Raw genomic sequence first — 20,841 nt, 5'->3', positions numbered from 1 at the left:
TTTATGAAAGAATCATTAATTATAGAATCAGACATCCATTCAGAAGATTTACAGGATATTATCGCAAAACCACCTTCATGGCTATTGCGATGGGGAATAACTTTTATTTTATTGACCGTATTAATTATTTTGGGTATGTCTGTCTTTATCCGTTACCCTGAAACTGTCGAAACTAAGATTAAATTTAATACTACTGATGCTCCCAAAGTTATTTCTGCTAAAGTAAATGGCAGCCTGATTAAAATATTAAAGAAAGAGGGTGAATGGGCGGAAGAAGGAAGCACACTTGCTTATCTCGAGAGCACTGCAGACCACGATCAGATTATTATTCTCTTAAATAAGTTGCAACAAATACGCCAAAAACCCAATGCTACCTATAACTTAGAAGAATTGATCGAACCCAATAAACTCAATCTCGGAGAACTACAGGGAGCCTATCAGAATTTCTATCTTTCATACTTAAGTTATATTTCAGCGCGTGATCAAGGAATCTATCAAAAGCGCAAGTCCGTCATTAATCAAGAGGTTACAAACGTCAATGAACAGTTTAAAAAGAATAGCGAATCTTACGAGTTACAAAAGAAACAACTTGAACTTGCTGAGCGCGAATATGAAAAATATAAGCTTTTGGCGCAAAAGAAAGTGATCAGTCCGTCTGAGCTGCAGCAGAAGGAATCTTTGTTGCTTGCTAAGCGTCAGATGATTCCGCAAATGGAAAATAGCTTAATAAATTATGAAGGAAATATTCTGTCAAAAAATAAAGAACTCGCTGAAATAGAAAACCAGATCGAAGAAGAACATAAAAAATTTGTTCAAGCCTTAAATAGCTTTATTAGTGAAGCGGAAAATTGGAAGAAACAATATGTCATGACTAGTCCTGTTGGTGGAAAGTTAATTTATGGTGAATTCTTACAAACGAATCAACAGGTTACAATCGGACAAAAATTGTTTTATATCAATCCTAAGAGCGAAAAATACTATGGAGAAGTTTTATTGCCCCAAATTGCTTCGGCTAAGGTAAAGAAAGGTCAAAAAGTATTGATTAAAGTGAACGGCTATCCCTACGAAGAATATGGTTATCTACATGGAAAGGTGAATTATATTTCAGATATTCCGATTCAGGATAGTGTTTTTTTTACGACTATTTCTCTTGACACTACCAATCTTAATCCATTGATCCAGCTTAAACCAGGACTATTTGGTAATGGAAAAATCATCACAGAAGATAGGTCTATTTTTAGACGTATTTGGAACAATCTAACTAAAAATTTAATGGTAAATTAGCAAATGCATATTCCGGAGTAAATTTGTTCTTCATCAATTTTGGTGAATTAGGCTGATTTAGCAAGAACCATCTTTCTTAATAACTTGGAGATTTCGGACATCGGGACCATGCGATTCCGACGCAAATTGACCACTATAAACAGGACCATAAAAATAAATAAAATAGATTTTAAACTTCTCAGCATAATATTTTAATGGTGAAAATTTCCCAAATTAAATGGTCATGAATTTTCGAATTCGGATGATCAACAGAATCGAAATCTCCACCTGACTCCGATTGTGTTTTTTCATCTTTTGAACATGAAGTTATGGAGCTCCCACCATCAGGACCATTCCATAAAATATTACTTTCCTTAACATAAGTCTACTTTTTTTATCAATTCAAAGCTAACAACAACTCGTGTTAATAAATATTAAGGAGTGTAAGTTAGATAAAAATTATGTTAAATAAATAGTAAATTAACATGCTAAAGCACTGCGGTTGGGAATATTCATACCTTAATGTTAACCGGCTTTGGGCTTCGATCTAAATCATAGTTCGCAAGATTAGTTGGCTAGTCTGCGGTACTGTTATTGTACCTCTACCCTTATTAAAACCAAGAGAATTTTTGGAGTTTGTTTCATCCCTATTTCCAAACATGTCGGGATGTAAATGACTTAAATGAATAGATCCTCACCTTTCTTCATTAGAGCAATAGCTTTAATCCAATAGAAATATTGCGCCCCGGTAGTGGGGCCAGATATTTGAGTATGGAATTTTGCGGACGTGCTTCAACATTCAATAAATTATTTCCGGAAATAAAATAGACAAATTCATATTTTTTTTGATTCATCTTGTAACCTAATTGACCAGATAGCAAGGAATAGGCCGGCATAGGTAGTTCAATATTGATATTTTTACCTAAATAACGCTGTTTCAGATACCGATCAAAATTGGCGTTCCCAAAAAACTTTTTATATTGAAGTAACGCGGATATTCCATATCTACTGGTCGGTAGATTGGGCATAAAGTCACCTTCTGCCCATTTGCGCATACTATCATCTGATGTATTTATATTTTTGACAAGATCAGCGAACGCATTTAATGCGAAATGACAATCGGGTGCCCATGCATAGGTATAACCTCCTTCCAACTCCCAACCCTGGATCTTGGTGTCTGAAGCACGCCATTCCTTGACTAAAAAACCACCAGAACGGGAAATACCTGTATGGGCCAAATAAAGATAATTTTTAAAGAGGCTGCGGTAATGCGTCGCTGACAGTTTTAATCCACCATATTTTATCCCTCCGGATAACTCATAGGAATTTGAGCTTTCCTTGTTCAGTCGATCATCTCCATTTTCTTCCACCAGGATCGCAAAATGGTCGTTCCCAGCATAAAGTTCATTGACCCCCGGTGCTCGTTCTGCGTGTGAAAATGTAGCCTGCAAATAGGCAATGTCAAAAATCGAATAAACGATATCTCCCGAAAAGTGGTTTAAGCTAAAATCCCGGGCCGAAAGATCACCTCCGGCCATCCCCCGGCTCCGCTGGTAGGTAGGATCGCTCAAAGCACGTCGGGCAACCCAGTCATGCCGGTAGCCCATATGAAGGGCAACTGGATTAAGTGCTATTGTTTGCAACGTAAATATTCCTCCTTCCCGACTCAGATTATTGGGGATATACCGCCGATCACCCTCGCCCTTTAAGGCCACAAATGAAAAATCAAATCCACTCGTCCCAGACCAAAAACGGGTAAACTGCTGCGTTATCTCCGATCGAAACGCATGACGCTCACTATCGAACTTATTGACACGATACCTGCCCAAGAGCTCCCGGTCGTCCGACAACTCACCTCTATAATTAAATTTAATCTCCGAGATCAATTGTGTTTTTGGCTTGAAAGCAGATTCTAACTGCCAGGCATATGAATAAGTGCGCGTATTGATCGGCTCATATATGGGAGTCCAAACTGTGCTGTGGCTATGGACAGGCTTGTTGCGCTGTGCAAAACCGGGAATACCATAATAGCTTTCAAGCGCATAAAGCCCTAGACCTACTCGAAAGTTGTCTCTTATATAGCTAGCTCCTGCATTGATAGCGCTTCTCTCGGCATGACTATTGGGCATCACGCCACGCTTGACCGGTGCGTAATCTGTAATTCCATGTACGACTTCGGTGTACAATGCTGTGTTGGGATCCTGTCCGGCGATATATTTGTCATTTAAAGGGTTTAGGACTTTTGCTCCATTGATAAAAGAATAATCTTCAAAGGTATAGAGGTCGGCCTCCGATAAACCCCACTTTGGATCGCCCATATTATTGAGCACAAACTGGCTTAAATAGGGATATAGCGTCAGATTTCGAATCGTCTCGCGATCGACATTTACCTGTGCCATGGCGGCGGTCAAATGATCGATCTTAGGATCATAAGCAATAGCCGCCTTTGTATTGCCCGGAATCCTTAGGTTTCCGTGCCTGAGCCTCATTGCACCAATATGCCCCACCCAGTACTTTCCAATGTTTGTATTGAAGGCCAGCGACTGGCTATTGCCACTATTGGTTCCTAACTCCGCACTGGCCTGGCCTGCAATCTTATTGGGTAGACGGGTCGTAGGAATGGTGTTGTCTTTAAGATTGACCGCTCCACCAATGGCTTTTCCTCCGAATAACACAGTAGCAGCACCCTTGTACAATTCTATTTCGCGTAGATTGTCCATATCGAAATTGGGATTTAGGTTAGGACTGATTCCCGACAAATCATTGACCGAAAGACCATTGGAAAGAACACCTACCCTACTACCACTTAGACTGCGGATCATGGGCATGCCAGAATTGGGACCAAAAGAAGCATTTTGTATCCCAGCGATATGGCTCAATGTTTCACCAAGGGTTTGTGCCTGTATACGATCCAGCTGCTTTCGATCCAGCCTCGTTTTTTGCCCATGGCCCGGTACAAAGCCAGTAGTCTCCGCGGTCGGAAGCGTATAGCTTCGCAATGTATCCACGGATGGTTTACGCTGCGCATGTGCAGTTTTTGCGCTAGATAATAGCATTAGAGATGCTAAAAAAACTTCTTTCTGATACCGTATCATTGTGTAGCCTATTTCTGTTTGAGCTGCAAAATTAAAAAAGATAACAACAAATGCAATCATGTTGCATTAATAATTTACAATTACTACCTTCGTCAAAATTTTACACCATATGAAGTACATCAACACAAAAATCGCTCTAGCGGGCGCGCTGATTCTGATGCTCGGAGCTGCATCATCCTGTAAAAAGGAAACAGCGCCTACGCCCACTGAAATCTCACTTTCGTTACCATCGCAGGTCAGTCTTCGCTACGGCGAATCACAGGAAATTAATCTGCCGAAGGACCTACCTGCAAGTACAGGACTGACATTCAGTTTTGACTTTTCCCAGACTGCAGACATCAATTTGGGCAACGGTAGTAAACTCAGTGACAAACTGAACCAAGCCATCAAATACGATAGCGAAAAACAAAGCATAGAGATTAACAGTGCCCTACTCTATCCAAACGGAGCCCAATCGAGCAGCGCACGCATTCCCGATGATTATAAAGTCACCGTGATAGCCAAAGAATCGCATGGCACAGTGGTAGGGAAAGAAAATTTTTCAATCAAGATAACGGCTGGAACAATCGCTATCAAAGGTCTAAAAAGCGGCGGCGAGTTACCTTATTCCTATGTATTGTACGGCGACCAATCTTCTGATTTTGAAATAGATCCTCTTGGCCTACCGATTACTGGCGCTAGTTTTCACTTGGCAAAAAAGGATGGCCAGGAAAATATTGCTTCAATAGCAGATACACATATCAAGTTATCAAAAGATGCCGGCGATCCGGAAAAAAAAGCTGAAAGGTCTTTCGAGCTGACTCCCGAACTTAGGAAAGATGGTTTCCCTGTCGCTTCAACGACTTTTAGGGTGATTCTGATTCCACAAATTAAGTTCTTGTTTGGACAATATTATCCCGATCTAAACCTGACAATCGACTTTAGCCTGATACATATCGGTCTTTCAAACGGTTATGTCTCTGCGGCACCAACACTATATCCGGAAAAATATAAATCTGCATTTGAACTGGTTTCAATACAAAAAGATGGACAGGCATTTACAGATAGCGAAAAGCTGTTTAGCGTAAATGCCCAAACAGGTATAGTTTCCGTAAAAAAAAGTGATCGTTTGAAAGCTGGCAGCTATAGGGTAAGCGTAAAGGCACTGACAACCACAGGGCTTGAATTTACGGCTAACCTCACCTTAGCAATGTCTGAAGGATAATCGGAATACCCTGGTTACAGTGATTATTTCATCGCTGTAACCTTTTTCTATTGGAGGGAATTTATTTCAATTTTGCTTTTTAGAGAAATAATCAACGATTGCTACAGCCTGCCTTCGACATGTCGGACAGACAACCAATACCGCTGTTCTAAAATCGGTCAACCTCATGTTCTTATCATTAAAACGATAAGTTTTTACTAAATTTATATATCAAATCGAATCCCAATTTACAGCAAAGCAGTTTTAACAAAAGGCCGTAAATGGTGGCTACATGAAGGCTCCAGACTATTGGTGAAGCAGAGATTTCATAGCGGATAAGCTGATAACCGCGGTAGACTATAGTATGTCAAAAAATTTCTGATAAATGAAATACCTTTACAGCCAGTGAAACTCTATGAATATCGTTTTGAGGGAACAGAAAGATCTGCGATCAGCAGTTATTGACAAATAAACATAAAAATTATAATTTATGCAGGTCATGAAATCGGATGGAGACCATATAAAAATCATATTGAAAGAAATTTCTGTAAAGGACGCTGAGTCATTTTACAGATTGTATCGTGGAGATGAACCAAACATTCAGGCTCAGACAACTGGTAAGGAGCAAATGAATCCGATACAGTTTACAGAACATATTCTATCCCTCTGTGAGGAACTCTACAGTATACGAACCGTAGAAAATGAGCATACAGTCATTGGAGACTGCGCCTTACATCACTGGAATCAGGAAGAAAAGAAAATTGAGATAGGTGGTTCTCTACTGCCCGAATATTGGGGGAAAGGAATAATGTCTGCAGCTTTTAAGTTGTTGATAGCAGTGGCAAAAGAAAAGTATCAGGCAAATGTGTTGGTAGCAAAGACGGAAATAACGAATCTTAAAGCACTGAAATTTGCTGAAAAATTGGGTTTTCAGGAGATCAGTAATGAAGGCGATATCATCATTCTTGAAAAACGGGTTTTGGACAGAGAAGCATTCCCAGGAATATACTAATTTTAAACATCTCCTTTATGAAACAAAAACATTCAGACAACTTTGATTTGCTCAGATATTTAAGGTCTCAAAAAAAAGATGGCAATATAGTGCCTTATTATTTAGCATCAAAAGCGTGTCTTGAATACTTGAAAATCACAAAGCCTTTTAAAAACTACTTTTATACGATCGGTTTATATTATGGTGAAGGAGCCTGCATCAGGATAGGCACTACCGATTATGATTTAAAACGGGGAAGCCTGTTGACGATCGGCCCAGGAATGACCTGCCAATGGCTCAATACGAGCTTCCCTTCAAATGATACGTTATTTTTTTATGATGACATTTTTGTAAATAATTTCAACAGGTTATTTTTCTATTCCCTCGAATTTTTTTGCCCCGATGAAAAGAGTGTCATGCAACTCACCGATAGGCAATTTGAGGAAATGCAACAGCTTTTCAACACACTTCGGGCAATCGCTGATAAGCCCGAAGCAGTATCGGGAATACTATATTCAATCCTCATTATTTCACAGAAATATTTCTGGAACCTCTATCGGGGCAATAAAAAGGAACTCAACGGTAAAGAACACATCGTTGTAAAGTTTAGAGAATTAGTTTCAAAGAATTTCTCGCAGTATAAAGATGTTGCTTTTTATGCGGAACAGTTGCATATTTCACCAAAATACCTGAGCGAAATATTAGTTGAATACACCGGGCTTTCGGCGAAAAAATGGATTGAGTTTCATGTCATGCAGGAAGCAAAGTACCTGTTGAGCTTTTTGAATATGTCTGTCAAGGAGGTGTCCTATCAACTTGGCTACACAGACTCTTCTCATTTTTCCCGTGCATTCAGAAGCTACGAAGGTCAGCTCCCCACTGAGTTCAAAAATACGGTTGAAAATCCTACCTAATCGCAGGTTCTACATCAAAAACAGAAAAAACTACATTTTTTACCGCCATACTTACGGTATTGACGGCCATTCTACTTCCTATATTCGTATCGTGTTACAAAAAACGTAAGACGAAGTTTAGGTACGATTGTTCCAGCGGGATGATAAATGTTATCACAAATGCCCGCTTAGCAGCTTATAAGTGTGTCTTTCGTTCCGAAAAGATAGGACAAATCTGCTATGCAACGAAATATCCTAAATAGGTTGTCACGTTTTCAGCATCTCATGTATCAATACTTAAAAAGTGGTTGGCTGCAACCATTTCTAGGCATAGCTTAAAAAATGAAATCTGAAGGGAACGATGAAAGAAACAACGACGATAAAATACGTGCTAACCTGCCTGTTTTTTAGCATATGGTACTGGCATAGCCCGGCGCAAATACCTGTTGAAATCAGTGCGGGACATGCCGGATATTATTATCAGCATTCGTTTGCTACGAGGTTCAATCCGGGAAAATCCCTCGGGTTCTTTCACACCTCTTCTGTTCTGATACCTTATGATAAAAACCGTGGAAATGAAATTATGAGCCAGTCTTACCTTTCCTATACAATGAGCAAACGATGGACAGCAGGAGTTGGAACTATCTTCACTCCCGTCAACCGAGTAAGACCATCTGTATTTTTCCAGTATTTTCATAAAGGGAAAACAACATCTGTGCTGATTTACCCAAGGATGGATACATGGTCTGTGCCCAATTTCGAACTTATGGGTTTTATTGAATATCAGGGAGCCGTAAACAGACCTGTAAATCTATATGCCCGATTTCAATATATGACCACATGGAATCAGAACGGACATAGCCGGAGCTATCAATATACAAGAGCAGGGATCGATACCCGAGGCATACAATTTGGACTGGCCGCAAACTTTGATCAGTACGGAACTCTTGCTACAAACTACAGCAACTTTGGACTTTTCGTGAGAAAAGTATTTTGAACAATTGTATCATCAAATAATTAAGAAATCATGGAACAGAATTTTTTAAAAACACACAATGATTATACAGGTCTGGTTATTCGTCTGACGATAGGCATCGTTATGTTTGCACATGGAGCGCAGAGTATGCTTGGCTTAATAATAATTCATGTCCAGTAAATTGTTTTTTTTGGTAATAAAAAATGAGACTTTCAAAAGCTAAATAAAGAAAAAAGAATAAATTAAATATGGAAAAGAGAATTGATATACAACAGCTGGAGCCCGATGCATTCAAAGCAATGTTCGCTCTGGAAAATTACCTGCAAAATTCGCGGCTTTCTAAAACGCATTTCTATCTAATTAAGATTCGTGCATCACAAATCAACGGTTGTGCTTTTTGTATCAATATGCACGCTTCGGATGCATTAAAACAAGGCGAAACCGCACAGCGAATTTTCCTACTAAACGCCTGGAAAGATACCGGATTATTTACTGAGGAAGAGAAAACAATTTTAGCCATGACTGAAGAAGTAACCTTAATCAGTCAAAACGGTTTAAGCGAGCAAACGTACAGACTGGCCAAACAATTTTTTGATGAAAATCAAATTGCACAGATCATTATGGCAGTTGTTACCATAAATGCATGGAACCGAATTGTAATAAGCGCCAGAAAAACAGTATATTAAAAGAATAATAAACTGAAAAATGAGACTAAATTATGCAAACAATTTCTAAACCGCTAAGGATATTATTATCCGCCCTTATACTTTCCAATATTGTTTTTATGGCTTGTATAGTGTACTTATACTTGGACAACAGGCAAAATTTTAACGCAAAAAGAATAAATATTAATGATGCCTCGGGTAAAAATCGTGTTGTTATTGCAAACACAGACCATATTCCGCAACCTATTATTGCTGGAAAAACCTATAAAAGAGCTTACGCACCAGCAGGTCTTATATTCTATGACAGGAACGGTGACGAAAGAGGCGGTCTTGCCATAACTGATAATGAGGATACCAACCTGAACGCACTCGCATTTGACTATCAGAATGCCGATGCTATCGGTATACTCGCGCAGGACAATAAAAACGACAACTATTTCAGAGCCGGGCTATTGATTAACGACAAAGACCTGTCCGGTAAACCTGGCCATAACATCAATCGTATCAACCTGCTTACGGAAAATGGAAATGCGGCCTTAGTTATGAAGGATAACAACGAAATACCCAGGATTATTTTAAAAGTTGATAGCCTAGGCAACCCATCTATCGAAATGTTTGACAAAAGCGGTAAACTGAATTGGAAACAATGAATACAAATCTTATGAAACAAACATTAAAAATCATCATGCTTATGCTTTTGGTGATGAAAACTTTTGGTCAACATAAAAATCAATTCAAAATGGAACAGAATAACAGCGAAGATCGCACTGTCAAAGAACAGGTGGCCGTCATTGACAAAATCAGCATTCCTAAAAAAGCTATTGCGGCATATTCCGAAAAATCGATTTTCATCAGGAATACACTAAGGCAGCAGCCCGGCTTTGTAAAATATGAAATTTTTCAACAGACAGGGGATCGTGGTGACCTTCGGGTAATTACCGTTGCCACCTGGTCAGACCGGCAGTACATGGATAATGCCAGATTGGTTATACGGGCGGAGATGCAAAAGGCAAGGATTAATATGCCTACCTTTTTAGAGCAAAATGGGATTACGATGGAAAGGGATATTTATCAGGTCGTCGTGGAGTAAGTGTAACGAGTGAATTACGCAAGAAACGGATTTTAATAAATGTCGGATGTGGTTAATTTTAAAAGAAAGATAAAAAATCAGTAAAATATTAAAAGGTACTACTCATGCATATTAAAAGTTATCCCTCCATTCTATACTTCGGCACGCCGGTAGTACTTATCAGTACTAAAAATCCAGATGGTACATCGAATCTTGCGCCTATATCTTCGATTTTCTGGTTGGGTTGGAGGTGCATGATTGGGCTTGGGGCTTCATCTCAAACGGCCAAAAACCTTTTGGTAACCAAAGAGGCCGTATTAAACCTACCATCGGTAAACGAAGCAAAGGTAGTGAACTTACTGGCTAAAACCACGGGGTCTAATCCTGTTCCTCCGTCTAAAATACTAAAGGGCTATCGTTTTGAAAAAAATAAATTTGAAATAGCCGGATTGACGGGAATCCCAGCCGAAACCATCAATGCCTCCCGGATTAACGAGTGCCCTGTACAAATGGAAGCCGTTGTTATGGACATACATAAATTGGCCGAAGACGAACCGTTACAACAGGGAAAGATTATCACATTTGAACTAAAGATAAACAGGGTATTTTTGGATAAATCAATTACGATGGATAATCATCCAAACCGGGTTGATCCAGATAAATGGAAACCTCTTATTATGAGTTTTCAGGAGTTTTACACACTTGGTAATAAAGTACATGAATCGACTCTCGCAGAAATTCCTGAAAATTTATACAACACCTACGATAGGAAATCAACTCAAGAAAAAGTTTAATGATTATTAATAATGGATAAGAAATGATAACGAAGGATGAAATTTTAAATCTCCAGAACACACGTTACGGCGCCATCAAAAATAATGATGTAGAAATACGCGACAGTCTATTGCATGCTGATTTACTCTTTTTAATCCCCAGTGGCCAGTAACAGCAACAACATAGCGGAATCGCCATCTATTAAAAATTTAAATTACAAGATCCCGTCAATTTCTCTTTGGACGGGACCTTGGACAGCCTTTTGAGCATCAATTTTTTCTATCTACCGCCACCGCCACCGCCACCTGGGCCAATACTTCCGCCCAAACTACTCACCATAGTTGATAATGTAAACGTTGAAGTAACCGTTGGATTGCTAAATTTTCCACTCAAGTATAGTCCGTTAAACGCATTGGCATCGTCAACTGAAGATACACTTACGAGCTTGTAGGAGGCTCCTACTGAAAAACTTCCATTGGAGACCAGTAACGTTGAAAAAGAAACAGGCGATTTAAATGTTAATACCTCATTATTATCCTTGTCAAGAATACTGTAGATCTGGTTGGCGGTACCGCCACTCAAAATAGCCGAAGGCTGTGTAGAGACACCTGCAGTTGGAGAACTTGTGGCTCCCCCCACTCCGACCATCAGTCCGCCGGTAATCCTAAAGGTGTTGTTATCGCAATCGAATCCTTCTTCTGGACTCTTTGCACCGATAGCAAAAATATGCCCTCCTGTAATAGTCATCGTTCCATTGGAATCTATACCATCGTTTGTGGTACTATAGGCAACGATTGTCCCTCCATTGATATAAATTGCTTTGCCAGCGTTGATCGCATCATCAATAGCTTTGATGTAAATTTCACCATTATTGATGCTAAGGCTCGCCTTGCTTTCAATCCCCTCCCCTCCTGATCCAGTGGTTTCGATATTTATTTTTCCGCCATTTATAATTACATCAGGTATTATAGTCTCGTCACCATCTTCGTAAGAAGCAACAATCCCATCGTCAGCAACTTTTAAGGTGATTTCTCCTCCATTGACAATAATCCTTCCTTTTTCAGCTTCAATACCATCGGAACTTGCCACGATATTTATTTTCCCGCCATCAATATAAATACCGTCGTTACTGTGTAAGCCATCCGAAATAGCATCGGAAACTTGAATAGTACCGTCCACAATCCGTATATAATCGTCGCTGGCTATGGCATGCTTAGTTTTGCCAGAAACAGTAAGTGCCCCCGTCCCAGAAAATATCAATTGCCCCTCACTGAAAATTGTGCCTTTTTGATCTTCGGTAGATGTGGCATACGTAGCCGCATCTGTAAGCTTGTTTTCTGTCCCGTCCGCAAGTACTATAAATGCTCTTTTTCCGGACTGAATATTGATTGCAGGCCCCTCGTTATTTGTAATAGAGACCCCATTTAAAGTGACCTTGAATTTCTTATCTGAATAGATCTTGAATGACCCAATTGTTGTTGATCCTGTAAGCTCATAGGCAACACCGCTGGCTGAAGAGTTTACAACAACATCAGCTCCAGATTGGGTAACAGTAACCCCTGAAACTGCATTTTCGATAGTAGCCGAATTGCCATCGAAGTTTATCTTTACGGTACTGTTGAATGTGGAGTTTGCAACGAGATCATCATCGTCGGCTCCAGTATCCTGGCTCCCTTCAACCGGACCGCTTTTTGATGTCGAACTAATATTTATCGCTGTACCAGTTTCAATAACCTCCCCTGCATCCGATTCTGTTTTTTCATCTTTTGAACATGAAGCTATGGACATACCCACCATCAGGACCATTCCATAAAATATTACTTTCCTTAACATAAGTTTGCTTTTTAATTGTTTCAAAGCTAACAACAACTTGTGTTAATGAATATTAAGCAGTGTAAATTAGATTAAAATTATGTTAATTAAATATTAAATTAACATATTAAAAGCACAACCGCTCTATGAGATAGCTGTAAAAAAATATTTAGAAACTTTTATAAAAGAAATTTGGTAATTTTAATAATTAACACAAACTCGAAAGTTTTTTTTAGTTTTCGAGTTACCTAAATCGATTATGTTGCACAGTCTACGATGGTCTTATATTTTTAAGCACTGGATGGGTACCCTACTATTTAGTGCACTTGTGATTATATCTCCAGGATTTAACCCGCTAAATTCTCCTGGTAGTAGTCAAACGATCCTCTTTTCGCTGCTTTGTATTTACTATAGCGCGCAAGTATGATACGCAATAGATAAGCGCTCGTATTTATGTTTGTCAACATCAATTGATAATATCTCCTTTTCTATTTTCCAATTTTTCACAAAATTTTTGAAGGTCTTCTGGCTTTGGCCTTATCCAATCTGCTACTTCACCAATAATTTTCAAAGGGGCATCTGAACGATATGAACGAGTGGGGTTGCCTGGGAATTTTTTGTCCGTAAGATTTGGATCGTTTTCAAAGTGTCCTGTAGGTTCAATAATATACACCCGTTCTTTACTTTCACCTTTCGCTAATGCAGCAGCAAGACCGGCTCCATTAAGAAGTGCAGTGAAATAAATATGATTCATTTTAAAATCAGATTTATAGTTTGAATTTCCTCCCGGGATGAGTAAATCGCCAATTTGTAAATCTGCTTTAGTTCCGTGATAAAATGGACCTTTATCTGAGGGGTTATTTTTGAACGAAATCGCTAGCTTATAGTTTTCGTTTGCCTTTGAAATGTTACCCAGTTCTTCATAACATTTTGCAATTTTTGTATAAAGAGAAGGAAGCGCACTTTCCACAGTAGCATTCTGCCCCCCTGTTTTTACTTCATGCTATAGTTAGCTTTTTCTCATTTCTACTTCCGACTATATGTTATGTCAAAATCATATTTCCAAGTATGTCCATTATCATAAAATGGGGTTCCCATTGGACACTGATTTAAAACAACGAAGTCTGCGCTGTATCACTCCCTAATGGTGGTAATCCTTCCCAATCAAATTGCTCATAACGATGCTTACCGTCGGGGCGATTTGGATATCCTCTCAACGTATAAACGGGATAATGTTTCAACTTTTCATTTGGCATTTCAAACCGGAAAATCGGTGGCATATCTTCTTCGTTAATATCCTCGATCCATTGACGCTCGAGGTCCTCCGGCAAGAACAAAGGCATACGATGTTTATTGGGCCCGTCATTATGGATATTGGCCATCACTTCATTGGCTGCCCGTGTAAGCATACCAAAAGATCCAACACGTTCAACCACGCCATCTTCATCCACCGTCTCATGCCACTGGTACAGACCTGGTAAATAGAATAGCTCTCTCCCCGCTTCACCGATGAAATAAGGGACTTTCTTTTTCCAGCCCTTTACCGCACGATGCTCAAAGGTACCACTCACAGGAATAAGGCAACGTTGCTTGCGCAAGCGATACCAATAGGATTTTTTATCCTCCAGGATACGCTCGCTACGCACATTGATCATATTGCGCCTGCGATCGGCCTGCAGCTTGGGATCGTCAATATAGGTAGGCAATACTCCCCACTCCATCTCGGTCAACGCCAGCTGGCTTGAATCCTTGTCCTTATACAGGATCGGATATTTGGGAAAGGTAATGGCCTGGACGTTTTCTAGGTAATCATAGTTGTAATCCAATTGACAACGCTCGTCCCGCAATTGCGGAAAGGTCTTTTTGATAATCTCAATATCGGTATGGAGGCTAATATCCCAGCACATAATGGTATCCTTTTTTGTTTGGCTTTGATACGAATATACGCAATTTGTACTTTAAATACGGATTGCCCTACGACAAGAAAATGGCTGCTTTTTGGTTCGGACCGGATCTGATTAGCGAAGGATCTCGATAGCAAATACTTTCTTTTGGGTCTGCCCATCGCTAATGGTAGCCACTACCCGACCATATTCTAGGGAGAATAAAATATCAATGGGATTCTTGCGCTGAAACCTGGTCTTGGTACGCAGGTAATTGACAATATTTTTCTCGTAGAGCTTAAGCATACGCTTATCCCAATTCTCCTCCTTGATGCGATTGAGGAAGATCCGATAGCCTGATCCTGTTTCCAACAAGCTTTCGATCTTATCGGCATCCTGCGGCAGCTGCAAAGCCCTTCCCTCCTTTGCCCCCAGTTGATGTGCATGCTGATCGGCGGCTTCTTTATCATCATACGGCGTGAGCAGAAAACCTGTCTTTTCCTTGACATCGGGCCACTCAAAGCGCTGCAGCACAAAGTCGGCGTAGCCCGACTCGACGAGCTCGCGAAACGAACTTTTGGTGACTTGTTCAAAGGGATTGTACAGCATAGGACTAAGATAGGATTTATATCCTAAAAAAGGCCGGAATAAACCAACCCTGATATATATAGTTATGATCCCAATAATGGGATAGTCGGTTTCAAAAAAAAGCTGGCCTAACAAGTGCAAATCAAGCCAGCAAAAGCAATCTTCTCATTTTTCGACTAAAGAACAACAGAAATATAAAATTCGTTTGATCTTTTTATAAAAAGGTTGAGTTCGTCTCTTCGACCTTACAATTATTTTATTTAAATGAGAGCTTATTCAAAATGGTATTGTCTAAGACCAACTTAACCTATAAAAAAGAAAAAGGCCACTTAGACATTATCTCAGTGGCCTTAGAATCTTATATTGTAATCTGTTTTATTTTCCTTTAGCCTTCTCTGCCTCGATCTGCTTTACAAACTCTACAGTGACGTCCGCTAATTCGGCTATCTCCGATATCGAAAACTTATTCGAAGACAAAAGATTTTTTATTACTTCCGCCTTTCCTTCGGCTTTTCCTTCAGCTTTTCCCTCAGCCATTGCTTTTTCGCTCGCTCGTTTCAATTGATCCTCCTGACTACTTCGGATACTCTCGGCATCCCATTTATTCCTTAAACTTACGTTGTACATCTCTCGTTCCTCCGGTTTTAGTTTGCTATACTCTGCTAACTGAAATAACTTCTCAAAAATAGGCTTACGCAAATAAGTGGAAAGTCCATTTAGCGAAGACATATTTTTGAGTACATAAAGCCAACGATCTAAATCATTAACTAACTCTGCCTCAGCTTTAACAAAGTTAACCAATTCCACATATATAAAGCCTAGATCATCATAAAATATTTTACCATGATCTCGATAACATAAACAAATATCGTGCAGAAAACACTTCTCATCCCCCGCATCAGGCATTGCAAATCCATCCATCAGTACAATGATATAAACTTCACTAATTGCATAATTCCAAGCCCTTCGGTTGCCTTTGGGTGCCTGATCCGCTATCAATTTACTGCTGTAATAAAGCATGCGCTTTTTCAAATTATCCTGCGCCGTGCGCTGCACTTCAATAATAAAACGTTCGCCATTGTCTGCCGTACAGGTCAGATCAAAAATAACGGTACCGATATCCTCTGTATCCCCGACATGCTCATTTTTGTTATAATACAGGTCGGCAATAATTTTGCGGCCTCTAAACAGTTCGTTTAAGAAAGCGATCAGAAGATCTTTATTGGTATCTGATCCGAAAACTTTTTTAAATCCATAATCTGTTGTAATATCGATATATTTCGATTGTTTCAACTCACTCATAATACATTGTTTTTAAATTGGTTAACAATGCAAATATAAGTAAATAAACATTTAAATACTAATATTTTTAGCATAAAAATATTAGTATGTATATGAATTAAAACAAGTTCCCCGATGAAGATCATTTCCGTCCTATTCACTCCTCGGATCGGGTTTTAGTGGCATCTTGGCACAGCGGATCACCTCAACGGAAGGGCAACCGTATTCCAGAACAACTTTGCCTTCAACCAAATAGATTCCGGCCCCACGGAGCGGATATTTGGCTAGGCTCTGCGGGAAATGGACGGTATCAAAAAAGCGTCCCTCGGCATCAAGGAAGGTTCCGAATTTCATCAGGTCGCCACGCTTGGTCTTCACAAATTTCTCACAAACAAAATCCCCCACCACGCGGACTATCTTTCCTTCATGCAGATGGAGTTCCCGAGCGGGCATATCGCCCCGGTAATCGCTTTTGGTAAGATCAAATAGCGTACCCGTTACGCAAAAGCCAATCAGCTCCATCTCGTCGTAATAATCCTCCAAGATATCTTCTTCCAAAGGCGGAAGAATAGGCTTGCGGCTTTCGGTCTCAAAGAGCGCCATACCTGCTGCGACAGGCTTATGCTTGCTCATCATCAGATGAGCAGCCCACAGCAATTGCTTTTTCCCCGTCCCCGTAAAACGCAAGGCACCCACACGAATTAGGATAACGACCTGCTCAATACCCGTCTGTGTCCGTTTGACAAAGTTTTCTAGACTGGTGTACTTGCCATTGGCTTCACGCTCCTCAATAATGCGATGGGCCAGTTTACCGTCCAAATTGAGCAGGCAGTCAAAACCCAGGTAAATATCCTTACCCTGAATGGACGTATTAAAGACCGACTGATTGACACAGGGCAGGCAGATATTGCCACCTGAAATTCGCGCTTCATTCACATAGACCTTACGATTGTAAAACCCGCCATAATTGTTGAGCACCGCAACCATAAACTCCAAAGGATAGTAGGTCTTGAGGAAAAGACTCTGATAACTCTCTACGGCAAAAGATGCTGAATGTGCCTTGTTAAACGAATAGCCAGCAAAACTCTCCATCTGCCGCCAGATCTCGCGGCTAATCTTTTCGTCGTAGCCCTTCTCCTTACAGTTGGAAAAGAACTTATCCTCAATTTCAATCAGATGGTCTTTGCTGCGATATTTGCCCGACATCATCCGTCGGAGCACATCGGCATCGGCCATATCGAGCCCGCCGTAGGCATTGGCGATCTTCATCACATCTTCCTGATAAACCATCACACCGTAGGTCTCTTCGAGCTGCTCCTTAAATACGGGATGCGGATAGACGACTGTAGTGGGGTCGTGGTGCCGACGGATATACTCGCCCATCATGCCCGAACTGGCCACGCCTGGCCGAATAATGGATGAAGCGGCCACCAAAGTCAGATAATCATCGCAACGTAACTTAGTGAGCAACTGCCGCATGGCTGGGCTCTCGATATAGAAACAGCCGATGGTATTGGCCGATTTTAATTGCGCTGCGATATGGGCATCCTGAAAGAAACGCTTGGGGTTATCGGTATCAATGACCACCCCCAAGTTTTCCCGTACAATGGTACGGCAATCTTTGATATGGCCAATACCACGCTGCGAAAGGATATCAAACTTTTCAAAACCGATATCTTCGGCCACATACATATCAAATTGCATAGTAGGCAATCCTTTGGGCGGATTGTCCATCGCCGAATAACAGGTCAATGGTTCCTCTGAGATCAGCACGCCGCTGGCATGGATGGTGCGCTGATTGGGAAAATCGGCCATGCGGTTGTAAACGCTCAGAATGGTATTGGTCACTTCATTTTTGTTGAGCATATGCTCGGGCTCATGCACGAGACGATCGATCTCGGCCTTGGGCAGTCCATACACCTTACCCAGCTCGCGCAAGATACTCCGGGAGCGAAAGGTGCTCATGGCTCCCATCAATGCCGTATGTCCTGTCTGATAACGGTTAAAGATATAATCGTACATCTCGTCGCGCTCATTCCAGCTAAAGTCCACATCAAAATCGGGCGGACTCTTGCGCTTGGGATTGAGAAAACGCTCAAAGGGAAGCTTGAGTGCTATGGGGTCTACATCGGTGATCCCTAAGCAATAAGCAACAGCAGAATTGGCCCCCGACCCACGGCCTACATAGTGAAAATTGCGGCCCCGTGCATAGCGGCAGATATCGTCGGTAATGAGGAAATAACTGGAGAAACGCAGGTTTTCGATAATTTCGAGCTCGCGCTGGATGCGTTCGGTTGCGACCCGGTCATTGCGACCATAGCGCCTGGTAAAGCCATCCATGCAGTACTTGTGCAAAAGCTGCTTATCGTTGTAGCGGTTACCGGTAAAGGTTGCTTTATTCTTGACACTGGTAAAATCAAAGCTGAATGAACATTGGCCTAGTATACAGTTGGTGTTGGCCAGCAATTGGGGCAAGTCGGAAAATAAGCGCATCAGCTTCACACGAGTAATGAATACCTCGTCCTCGGCAGCTATCTGCTCATCGCCGAGCTGCGAGATCAGCAAGTTGTTATCAATCGCCCTCAACTGTCGATGTAAGGTATAATCGGCCTTTCGGAAACTGACTGGTGCGAGTATTACACAGCGATCGAGAACCTTACGGTCCATCAGCTGGGCCCGTTTACGCTCGCTGGGTCTGATACCGATGTATTCGAAATCCCGCAATGGAAAACCATTGAGCTTGCTAAAGGGATAGATGACAAAGACATGCTCAAATTCGGGCGCACGCTCTGGTGTAGCGCGATTTTCTAGATTGAGTTTGGTGCGGTATTCATTGATCTCACGAAAGCCCTGTTCGTTTTTGGCAATAGCGACAAAACAAATCTGTTCGCCAGCGCGGAATTCCATTCCCGCGAGTAGATTCAGTCCGGCAGCGCGGCCCAGTTTAATGAAGTCCAGCGAACCCGAACTATTATTAATATCGGTAAGCACGGCGGTATCATAACCGCCAGCAAGCATGCCCGAGACAAGATCCTGCAGGCTGAGGGTGCCAAAACGCAGGCTATAATAGCTATGTAGATTTAAGAGCATGCTCCCCTCCTTTCTCCGGCAGCGGTGCACAGATGGCCTTCATCAGAAATTCAGCCCCATAGCGTTTTCGGATCTTGTCCATGGCCTGCATAAGGTTGACCTCCTCGGCACTGTCGTCAAAGAGATCGGTCTGATAGGAACCATAGATCAGACCAGAGAATTTGATCCCGATAAGCCGTATCAGCATCCTGCGGCTATAGAGTTTCTTGAACAGTGAAAGTACCACATCGGTAAGCTTTCGATCCGAATTGGTATAGCCGATCTGTAGTTGCTGGGTATGGGTATCGAAGTTGCTGTAACGGATCTTGAGGGTGACGCAACTCGTCAGCTTCTGCTCTTTGCGCAGGTCGAAAGCGAGTGTATCGACCATGCTGATCAGCGTGCGACGGAGTACATCCATATCGATGGTATCCTGCTGAAAGGTATTTTCTTTGGACATGGACTTTTGCTCCCGAAAAGGCAACACGAGGGAATCATCGAGCCCATTGGCTTTACGCCAGATGTTGATTCCGTTTTCCCCGAGGACCTTCTGCATAGTGAACACCTCCATCTGCTGTAGGGTTCCGATTTTGGAGATCCCCATATTGCGGAGCAGGGTAAAGGACTTCTCGCCGACCATGGGGATCTTCCGGATGGATAGCGGCGCCAGAAAACCTTTTTCAGCTCCGTTTTGCACCTGCTTTTCACCACAGGGTTTGGCAGTACCGGTGGCAATCTTGGAGACGGTCTTGTTGACAGACAGGCCAAAGCTAATGGGCAATCCGGTCTCTCGGATAATACGCTGGCGGAGTTCCTGTGTCCATTTCCAACAGCCAAAAAAGCGGTCCATACCAGAGACATCAAGGTAATGTTCGTCTATACTGGCTTTTTCAACAATGGGTGTTTCTTCTTCGATAATCTGTGTAACGATACCGGAATAATGACTGTACCGATCGTGATCGCCGCGTACGACCACCGCCTCTGGACACATGCGCAGCGCCAGCCGCATCGGCATAGCCGAATGCACCCCAAACTTGCGGGCTTCATAGGAACAAGATGCAACTACCCCGCGGTCACTACTTCCTCCTATGAGCACAGGTACTCCGATAAGATTGCTGTTCTGCAAGCGCTCTACAGATACAAAAAATGTATCGAGATCACAATGTACTATACTCCTCTCCATGTTTTTTCAATTGTATCAAAAAGCCGTCCCTCGGCTTCTCTTAATTTGGTAGTTGCTCAGTTCAAAATTACTAATATTATTAGCAAACAATCAAGAAGGCACAATGGTTTAATTTT

At 41.4% G+C, this 20,841-nt stretch carries 18 protein-coding genes; 10 read left to right on the top strand and 8 right to left on the bottom strand.

Annotation, left to right across the window (positions count from 1 at the left end):
- Window positions 1-3: 3 nt before the first annotated feature.
- Entirely contained in the window at window positions 4-1,284 is a 1,281-nt protein-coding gene (locus K2F45_RS11270) for a putative HlyD family type I secretion protein (RefSeq protein ID WP_248933591.1), read from the top strand.
- Between the two features lie 686 nt (window positions 1,285-1,970).
- Here the strand turns inward: K2F45_RS11270 and K2F45_RS11265 are convergent.
- Entirely contained in the window at window positions 1,971-4,319 is a 2,349-nt protein-coding gene (locus K2F45_RS11265) for a TonB-dependent receptor (protein WP_237242126.1), read from the bottom strand.
- Window positions 4,320-4,467: 148 nt separating this feature from the next.
- On the opposite strand from K2F45_RS11265, the gene K2F45_RS11260 reads away from it, so the two are divergent.
- From K2F45_RS11260 to K2F45_RS27365, 9 genes are all read left to right on the top strand, one after another.
- The gene (locus K2F45_RS11260) at window positions 4,468-5,562 is read left to right on the top strand and encodes a cadherin repeat domain-containing protein (RefSeq protein WP_075992260.1); all 1,095 of its coding nucleotides are present in this window, start codon (window positions 4,468-4,470) and stop codon (window positions 5,560-5,562) included.
- 469 nt (window positions 5,563-6,031) lie between these two features.
- Window positions 6,032-6,553 (top strand): GNAT family N-acetyltransferase, encoded by a 522-nt coding sequence (locus K2F45_RS11255; RefSeq protein ID WP_248933590.1) that lies wholly within the window; start codon window positions 6,032-6,034, stop codon window positions 6,551-6,553.
- A 17-nt stretch (window positions 6,554-6,570) separates the two neighbouring features.
- A complete protein-coding gene (locus K2F45_RS11250; RefSeq protein ID WP_248933589.1) occupies window positions 6,571-7,446 on the top strand; it encodes a helix-turn-helix domain-containing protein in 876 nt (291 codons plus the stop codon).
- 340 nt (window positions 7,447-7,786) lie between these two features.
- The gene (locus tag K2F45_RS11245; RefSeq protein ID WP_248933588.1) at window positions 7,787-8,422 is read left to right on the top strand and encodes a hypothetical protein; all 636 of its coding nucleotides are present in this window, start codon (window positions 7,787-7,789) and stop codon (window positions 8,420-8,422) included.
- A gap of 227 nt (window positions 8,423-8,649) precedes the next feature.
- Window positions 8,650-9,087, top strand: a complete 438-nt coding sequence (locus K2F45_RS11240; RefSeq protein WP_075992256.1) for a carboxymuconolactone decarboxylase family protein — start codon at window positions 8,650-8,652, stop codon at window positions 9,085-9,087.
- Window positions 9,088-9,185: 98 nt separating this feature from the next.
- Complete coding sequence (locus K2F45_RS11235; RefSeq protein ID WP_075992255.1) at window positions 9,186-9,716, top strand: hypothetical protein; 531 nt, start codon at window positions 9,186-9,188, stop codon at window positions 9,714-9,716.
- Between the two features lie 11 nt (window positions 9,717-9,727).
- Window positions 9,728-10,156, top strand: a complete 429-nt coding sequence (locus K2F45_RS11230; RefSeq protein ID WP_157626048.1) for an antibiotic biosynthesis monooxygenase family protein — start codon at window positions 9,728-9,730, stop codon at window positions 10,154-10,156.
- Between the two features lie 104 nt (window positions 10,157-10,260).
- Entirely contained in the window at window positions 10,261-10,929 is a 669-nt protein-coding gene (locus tag K2F45_RS11225; protein WP_248933587.1) for a flavin reductase family protein, read from the top strand.
- Between the two features lie 23 nt (window positions 10,930-10,952).
- Window positions 10,953-11,081 (top strand): hypothetical protein, encoded by a 129-nt coding sequence (locus tag K2F45_RS27365; RefSeq protein ID WP_276521453.1) that lies wholly within the window; start codon window positions 10,953-10,955, stop codon window positions 11,079-11,081.
- A gap of 107 nt (window positions 11,082-11,188) precedes the next feature.
- Here K2F45_RS27365 and K2F45_RS11220 read toward each other — a convergent pair whose 3' ends face one another.
- The 7 genes from K2F45_RS11220 to dinB form a co-directional block, all read right to left on the bottom strand.
- Entirely contained in the window at window positions 11,189-12,742 is a 1,554-nt protein-coding gene (locus K2F45_RS11220) for a carbohydrate-binding domain-containing protein (protein ID WP_248933586.1), read from the bottom strand.
- 445 nt (window positions 12,743-13,187) lie between these two features.
- Window positions 13,188-13,595, bottom strand: coding sequence for an NAD(+)--rifampin ADP-ribosyltransferase (gene arr / locus K2F45_RS11215; RefSeq protein ID WP_276521467.1), 408 nt, complete (start codon window positions 13,593-13,595; stop codon window positions 13,188-13,190).
- A 235-nt stretch (window positions 13,596-13,830) separates the two neighbouring features.
- Window positions 13,831-14,628, bottom strand: a complete 798-nt coding sequence (locus K2F45_RS11210) for an SOS response-associated peptidase (RefSeq protein ID WP_248933584.1) — start codon at window positions 14,626-14,628, stop codon at window positions 13,831-13,833.
- A gap of 111 nt (window positions 14,629-14,739) precedes the next feature.
- Window positions 14,740-15,213 carry a hypothetical protein gene (locus K2F45_RS11205; RefSeq protein ID WP_157626046.1) on the bottom strand — a complete coding sequence of 158 codons (474 nt, stop codon included), beginning with the start codon at window positions 15,211-15,213 and terminating at the stop codon, window positions 14,740-14,742.
- A gap of 354 nt (window positions 15,214-15,567) precedes the next feature.
- Window positions 15,568-16,494 (bottom strand): Rpn family recombination-promoting nuclease/putative transposase, encoded by a 927-nt coding sequence (locus tag K2F45_RS11200; protein WP_248933583.1) that lies wholly within the window; start codon window positions 16,492-16,494, stop codon window positions 15,568-15,570.
- A gap of 132 nt (window positions 16,495-16,626) precedes the next feature.
- Window positions 16,627-19,563: a DNA polymerase III subunit alpha gene (locus K2F45_RS11195; RefSeq protein WP_248933582.1), complete on the bottom strand. Its 2,937-nt coding sequence runs from the start codon at window positions 19,561-19,563 to the stop codon at window positions 16,627-16,629.
- A complete protein-coding gene (gene dinB / locus K2F45_RS11190; protein WP_248933581.1) occupies window positions 19,544-20,725 on the bottom strand; it encodes a DNA polymerase IV in 1,182 nt (393 codons plus the stop codon). Before dinB ends, K2F45_RS11195 begins: the two co-directional genes overlap by 20 nt.
- Window positions 20,726-20,841: the final 116 nt, after the last annotated feature.

Origin of the sequence: Sphingobacterium siyangense (genome assembly GCF_023277505.1) — a bacterium.
In the GTDB taxonomy this organism is placed as follows: Bacteria; Bacteroidota; Bacteroidia; order Sphingobacteriales; family Sphingobacteriaceae; genus Sphingobacterium; species Sphingobacterium siyangense.
Note: the sequence above shows the minus strand (reverse complement) of the source record. Positions and strands in the feature narration are given on the sequence as shown.